The sequence below is a fragment of the Saccharopolyspora sp. 6V genome (assembly GCF_020176785.1).
Taxonomy (GTDB): Bacteria; Actinomycetota; Actinomycetes; order Mycobacteriales; family Pseudonocardiaceae; genus Saccharopolyspora_C; species Saccharopolyspora_C gregorii.
The window spans coordinates 1-5,200 of sequence record NZ_JAIUKB010000216.1 but is presented as its reverse complement, the minus strand read 5'-3'; the positions used below and the strand labels follow the sequence as shown (position 1 = coordinate 5,200).

The window sequence follows — 5,200 nt, the reverse complement described above, 5'->3', positions numbered from 1 at the left end:
CGGCACCCTCACCGCCCCCGCCCCACCGGCGTTCCCCTCGCCCGCCACCTGCTCCCCGGAGGACGACCATGACCCACGACGTCGAAGCGGTCCACGACCTCGCACCGGTCGTCGACCGGCTGCCCGGCGAACCCGTCCCCTACTACCTCGCGAGCGGGGAGGGGCGGCGCTACGAGCTGGACGGCGTGCTGTGGACCGTCATCGCCCGCGCCGCAGACACCGGCGGCCTGTTCGACGCCGCCTACGTCAGCGGCGGGCGCGGCGCGGAGGTGCCGTGGCACGCCCACGCCGTCGAGCAGCGCTCGTTCTACGTGTTCGACGGCAGCGTGCAGGTGTGGCTCGGCGAGCGCAGCCGCGTGCTCACCCGCGGCGACTCGCTGCACGTGCCGCCGGGGAGACCGCTGGCGCTCCGGATGCTGGCGCACGTGACCCGGCTGCTCACCTGGGCGGCGCCGGGCGGTTCGCTGGAGCTCGTGGAACGGCTCGGCACCCCGGTGCGGCGGCACGTGCACTCCGGCCGCACCGGGGCCACCACCTCGGCGCCGCAGCGGGCCGACGCGGGCGCCCCGCTCGGCATCACCTTCCCGGACGCGGCGCGGGCGGATGCGCTGGACGAGTGGGACGCGGAGCTGCCGCAGGGCGTGCGGCCGTACTTCCTGCGGCTCGGCGAGGGCGACCGCCGGGAGACCGGGGAGAGCCTGAACACCTACCTGACGCGCGGCGCGAACACCGGCGGCCGCTACTTCGCCATCGACACCCTCGGATCCCGGTCGGAGTACTTCGTCCGGCACTTCCACCGGCTGCACACCGAGAACTTCCTGTGCGTGTCGGGACGCGTCCGGCTGCACGTCAACGGCCGGGAGGTGCTGCTGACCGAAGGGGATTTCGTGCACGCCCCGGCGGGCACCATCCACACCTTCGCGTTCGAAGCGCACAACACCCGGATGCTCGGCATCCTCACCCCCGACGTGTTCGAACCGTTCTTCGACCTCACCGGCCGCCCCACCGATCTGCACGTGCATCCGGAGCTCCCGGCGGACCTCGCGGTGGACCCGGCGCGGCTGGCCGCGACCGACCTCGACCTCGTGGTCGTCGGACCGCCGCCGGAACGCGGGAGGACGATCGGCGGCTAATCCCGCATCCGGGGGAACCGCGGGGTGCAACGGGGTCGCAACCCTTCCGGGCGCGGTGGCGGTCGGGTTCGCTGAGTTCCGGACGCGCCGTCACCGGCGACGGCGCGCGCTGCTCCGGGAGGTCCGCCCATGTCCCAGACGCTCGGTGAGAACCAGACGACCCGCACTGCTTCGGAAACCCGGCCGGCGCGGCCGGACCAGGCGCGGTGGGAGACGCGGCCACCGGCGGAGAGGTCCGCCGCCCGCGCCCGCGCCGAGGACTGGCTCGCCGAGTTCGAGGCGGCGCTGGCGGCCGGCGACGCGGACCGCGCCGCCGGGCTGTTCGCCACCACCTCGTTCTGGCGCGACCTGGTCGCGTTCACCTGGAACCTCAAGACCGTGGAGGACCGGGACGGCGTCGCCGACCTGGTGCGCGCCACCGCCGAGACCACCGACGCCCGCGGTTTCCACCTCACCGCGGAACCGACCGAGGCCGACGGCGTGGTCGAGGCGTGGCTCGGGTTCGAGACGGCCGCGGGGCGCGGGAAAGGGCACCTGCGGCTCGTCGACGAGGGCGCGTGGACGCTGCTGACGACGCTGCACGAGCTGACCGGCCACGAGGAGCCGAGCGGGCACCGCCGCCCGAAGGGCGCCGAGCACGGCGTCGATCCGGACCGGACCACCTGGCAGGAGGCCAGGGACGCCGAGGCCGCCGAGCTCGGCCGCACCCGCCAGCCGTACGTGGTGGTGGTCGGCGGCGGGCAGGGCGGCATCGCGCTGGGCGCGCGGCTGCGCCAGCTCGGGGTGCCGCACGTGGTGCTCGACGCGCACGCCCGTCCCGGCGACCAGTGGCGCGGCCGGTACAAGTCGCTGTGCCTGCACGACCCGGTCTGGTACGACCACCTGCCGTACCTGGACTTCCCGCGGAACTGGCCGGTGTTCGCGCCCAAGGACAAGATCGCGGACTGGCTGGAGATGTACACCAAGGTCATGGAGATCAACTACTGGTCTTCGTCGACCTGCCGCTCCGCCTCCTACGACGAGCGCACCGGGGAGTGGACGGTGCTGGTGGACCGCGACGGCGAGCGGATCGAGCTGCGCCCGCGGCAGCTGGTGCTCGCCACCGGCGTGTCCGGCAAGCCGAACGTGCCCGAATTCCCCGGCCAGGACCGGTTCCGCGGCGAGCAGCACCACAGCTCGCGGCACCCCGGGCCGGACGCGTACCGGGGGAAGCGGGCCGTGGTGATCGGCTCCAACAACTCGGCGTTCGACATCTGCGGGGCGCTGTGGGAGGTCGGCGCCGACGTGACGATGGTGCAGCGCTCCTCCACGCACATCTCCAAGTCGGATTCGCTGATGGAGCTGTCGCTGGCGCCGCTCTACTCCGAGGAAGCGGTCGAAGCGGGCATCACCACCCAGCAGGCCGACCTGGTGTTCGCCTCCCAGCCGTACCGGATCATGGACCGGTTCCAGCGGCCCGCGTGCGACGCGATGCGGGAACGCGACGCCGACTTCTACGCGCGGCTGGAGGCCGCCGGGTTCCGGCACGACTTCGGCGACGACGATTCCGGGCTCTTCATGAAGTACCTGCGGCGCGGGTCCGGCTACTACATCGACGTCGGCGCGGCCGAACTCGTCGCGGACGGGCGGGTGGCGCTCGCGCACGGGCAGGTCGCGGAGCTCACCGAGGACGCGGTGCTGCTCGCCGACGGCACCGAGCTGCCCGCGGACCTCGTCGTCTACGCCACCGGGTACGGCTCGATGAACGGGTGGGCCGCGGACCTGATCAGCCAGGAGGTCGCGGACAAGGTCGGCAAGGTGTGGGGCCTCGGTTCCGACACCACCAAGGACCCGGGTCCGTGGGAGGGCGAGCAGCGCAACATGTGGAAACCCACGCAGCAGGAGGCGCTGTGGTTCCACGGCGGCAACCTGCACCAGTCCCGGCACTACTCTCTGTACCTGGCGTTGCAGCTCAAGGCGCGGGCCGAGGGGATCCCCACTCCCGTCTACGGGTTGCAGGAGGTGCACCACACCAGGTGAGTCCGGGCCGCTCCCGCGCTCGCACGACCGGGCGCGGGAGCGGTCCCCGCCCCCGGGATCACCGGGCGAGGCGGCGGACCCCCGGCGCGGTGGAGCGGGACAGCAGCGGCCCGGTGCGGTCCGGCGGCGCGACCTCCACGCCGGGGGCGATCCGGTACGGGCGGGCCAGCACGAGGCCGCCGAGGGACTTGCGCAGCCGGGACACCTCCGCGCGCACGGTCACCAGGTGGGTGCGGTCGCCGTAGAGCGCCTCGGACAGCTGCGCGGCCGAGAGCCCCGCCGGTCCCGCGTGCGCCAGCAGCACCAGCAGCTCCGCGTGCCGCACCGGCAGCGGGTGCACCCAGCTGCCGGTGCCCTCCACGACGGCGCGCGGCGGGGACGAACCGAGGTCCAGCGCGAGCCGCATCCGCGGCGCGGGTTCCGGGCGCAGCAGCCAGCCGCCCGGCACCGGTTCCGGCAGGCAGTGGCCGACGCCGTGCACCGCGACCGGCACCCCGGACCGCGGCGCCCCTACCCGGTCCGGCCCGGCCATGCCGGTGGCCGCGGCGACCCAGCCGTGCTCGTCCACCACCAGGCCCGGCCCGCGCAGACCGGCCAGCAGCGGCCCGGCCACCTGCCGCAGCGAGTCGAGCCCGCGCGCGTGCTCCCGGCGCAGACCCGCTTCCGCGACCTTCACCGCGGTGCCGACCAGCGCGACCGTCAACGGGTGCACGGTCTCCACCGGGCCGCTGACGTCCACGATGCCGAGCAGGTCCCCAGTGCGCGGGTCGTGCAGCGGAGCGGCGGTGCAGGTCCACACGTGGTGGGCGCGCAGGAAGTGCTCCGCGGCGAACATCTGCACCGCAGCGCCCTCGGCGAGCGCGGTGCCGATCGCGTTGCCGCCGACCACGTCCTCCGACCAGCGCGCGCCTTCGGCGAAGCCGATGCGGTCGGCGCGGTGCCGGACCAGGTTCGCGCCCTCGCGCCACAGCACCACGCCGTCGGCGTCGGTCACCACCATCACGTGCCGGGAGTCCTCGGCGACCGCGGTGAGCGCGGCCCGCAGCTCCGGCAGCACCGGCCGCAGCCCGCTGCGCTCGCGGCGGCGCTGCACCTCGGCCGCGTCCGCCGGATCGGGCGGGAACAGCAGGTCCGGGTCCACGCCCTGGGCGCGGGCGCGCCGCCACGAGCGGGCCACCAGCGCGCGCGGCTGCGCCGGGGCGCGCCCTCCGGAGAACAGGGCGTCGTGCACCTGCGCGAGCGTCCGGGCCCGTTCGCGCACCGATCGCGCGTCGTCCACCGCCACCTCCCGCCGCCGGGTGTGGCCCACACCATAACCACGCCGCACCCGGGGGACGGAAGACCGCGGCGGCTTATCAGCATGTGACAACGAGGGTTGGCGGGCGCGGTGCGCGCGGGCCACGATTCGGCCGCGCCGAATCCGGCGCGTCTCCACCGAACCCGCAGGGAGCCGAGCCAGTGATCTTCATCGTCGTCAAGTTCCACGTGCGGCCCGACCACGCCGACCAGTGGCTCTCGCTGGTCGACGAGTTCACCCGGGCGACCCGGAACGAGCCCGGCAACCTGTTCTTCGACTGGGCCCGCAGCGTCGACGACCCGAACGAGTTCGTGCTCACCGAAGGCTTCGCCTCGCAGGAGGCCGGCGTCGAGCACGTGCAGTCCGCGCACTTCCAGGCGGCGCTGGAACGCATGTCCGAGGCCATCTCCGCGACCCCGGACATCATCAACGTCGAGGTCCCCGGCGACGGATGGTCCAAGATGGGCGAACTCGCCCCGAAGAACTGAGGACGCACCGAACGCCCGGGTGCGCCGGGGCGTTCGTCCGCGGAACGTCGCTGCCGGTTCTTGAGCCTGAACAGCGGCCCTCACCGGTCGGCGGCGGAGCCGGTGGCGAGTCCACCCGAGCAGCGGGACCACCCGCGGGTTCTCAGCGGTTCCCTCGCGAGGACAGCGATTTCTCCTGTGGCGGAGCCACCGGTGAAATCGCTCCCGCCGCGCGGGGACCGCTGAGGTTCCGCCACCTGCCCCGCGCCGCCCCAGGAGGGGGG

At 74.2% G+C, this 5,200-nt stretch carries 4 protein-coding genes; 3 read left to right on the top strand and 1 reads right to left on the bottom strand.

Annotated features, from left to right (window positions below; genetic code table 11):
- Window positions 1-68: 68 nt before the first annotated feature.
- Window positions 69-1,133, top strand: a complete 1,065-nt coding sequence (locus LCD35_RS29430; protein ID WP_224968836.1) for a quercetin 2,3-dioxygenase — start codon at window positions 69-71, stop codon at window positions 1,131-1,133.
- Between the two features lie 129 nt (window positions 1,134-1,262).
- Window positions 1,263-3,152 carry an NAD(P)/FAD-dependent oxidoreductase gene (locus tag LCD35_RS29425; RefSeq protein WP_224963083.1) on the top strand — a complete coding sequence of 630 codons (1,890 nt, stop codon included), beginning with the start codon at window positions 1,263-1,265 and terminating at the stop codon, window positions 3,150-3,152.
- A 58-nt stretch (window positions 3,153-3,210) separates the two neighbouring features.
- On the opposite strand, the gene LCD35_RS29420 is transcribed toward LCD35_RS29425, so the two are convergent.
- Window positions 3,211-4,431 carry a helix-turn-helix domain-containing protein gene (locus tag LCD35_RS29420; RefSeq protein ID WP_224978057.1) on the bottom strand — a complete coding sequence of 407 codons (1,221 nt, stop codon included), beginning with the start codon at window positions 4,429-4,431 and terminating at the stop codon, window positions 3,211-3,213.
- Window positions 4,432-4,610: 179 nt separating this feature from the next.
- Here LCD35_RS29420 and LCD35_RS29415 point away from each other — a divergent pair, with 179 nt between their 5' ends.
- Window positions 4,611-4,937 carry a putative quinol monooxygenase gene (locus LCD35_RS29415; protein ID WP_224963079.1) on the top strand — a complete coding sequence of 109 codons (327 nt, stop codon included), beginning with the start codon at window positions 4,611-4,613 and terminating at the stop codon, window positions 4,935-4,937.
- Window positions 4,938-5,200 lie beyond the last annotated feature (263 nt).